A 1331-nucleotide genomic window follows, 5' to 3' on the forward strand; every position below is an offset into this window, starting at 1 on the left:
GGCAAGAAGAGAATTCTAAGACGCTCGGGAGAACTCTCGTTAAGGAACTCGGCAAAATCACCCCGTAACTTCGGGAGAAGGGGTGCTCGTCGGACCTACGGGTCCGATGAGCCGCAGTGAAAAGATCCAAGCGACTGTTTACCAAAAACACAGGTTTCTGCTAAACCGTAAGGTGATGTATAGGGGCTGACACCTGCCCGGTGCTGGAAGGTTAAAAGGAGAGGTTATCCTTCGGGAGAAGCTTTGAATTGAAGCCCCAGTAAACGGCGGCCGTAACTATAACGGTCCTAAGGTAGCGAAATTCCTTGTCGGGTAAGTTCCGACCCGCACGAAAGGTGTAACGATTTGGATACTGTCTCAACGAGAGACCCGGTGAAATTATAGTACCTGTGAAGATGCAGGTTACCCGCGACAGGACGGAAAGACCCCATGGAGCTTTACTGCAGCTTGATATTGGATGTGGGTATCGTTTGTACAGGATAGGCAGGAGCCTTTGAAACCGGACCGCTAGGTTCGGTGGAGGCATCGGTGGGATACTGCCCTGACGATATCGACATTCTAACCCTGAACCGTGATCCGGTTCGGAGACAGTGTCAGGTGGGCAGTTTGACTGGGGCGGTCGCCTCCTAAAAGGTAACGGAGGCGCCCAAAGGTTCCCTCAGAATGGTTGGAAATCATTCGCAGAGTGTAAAGGCACAAGGGAGCTTGACTGCGAGACCTACAAGTCGAGCAGGGACGAAAGTCGGGCTTAGTGATCCGGTGGCACCGCATGGAAGGGCCATCGCTCAACGGATAAAAGCTACCCTGGGGATAACAGGCTTATCTCCCCCAAGAGTTCACATCGACGGGGAGGTTTGGCACCTCGATGTCGGCTCATCGCATCCTGGGGCTGAAGTAGGTCCCAAGGGTTGGGCTGTTCGCCCATTAAAGCGGTACGCGAGCTGGGTTCAGAACGTCGTGAGACAGTTCGGTCCCTATCCGTCGCGGGCGTAGGAAATTTGAGAAGAGCTGTCCTTAGTACGAGAGGACCGGGATGGACACACCGCTGGTGTACCAGTTGTTCCGCCAGGAGCATACGCTGGGTAGCTATGTGTGGACGGGATAAGTGCTGAAAGCATCTAAGCATGAAGCCCCCTTCAAGATGAGATTTCCCATGATTTTAAATCAGTAAGACCCCTTAGAGATGATGAGGTTGATAGGTCTGGAGTGGAAGCACGGTGACGTGTGAAGCGGACAGATACTAATCGGTCGAGGGCTTAACCCAGAACTTTGGATGACTTGACAATGCGTATACGTTCGTTACCGGTTTTGAAGGCTCATGTGAGCCGGTT

General features: G+C 52.7%; 1 rRNA gene. It reads left to right on the top strand.

Annotation, left to right across the window (positions count from 1 at the left end):
* A 23S ribosomal RNA gene (locus ABWW58_RS17090) occupies positions 1–1264 on the top strand; the annotation flags it as partial.
* Positions 1265–1331: the final 67 nt, after the last annotated feature.

The organism is Sporolactobacillus caesalpiniae, from assembly GCF_040513385.1.
Lineage (GTDB): Bacteria > Bacillota > Bacilli > Bacillales > Sporolactobacillaceae > Sporolactobacillus.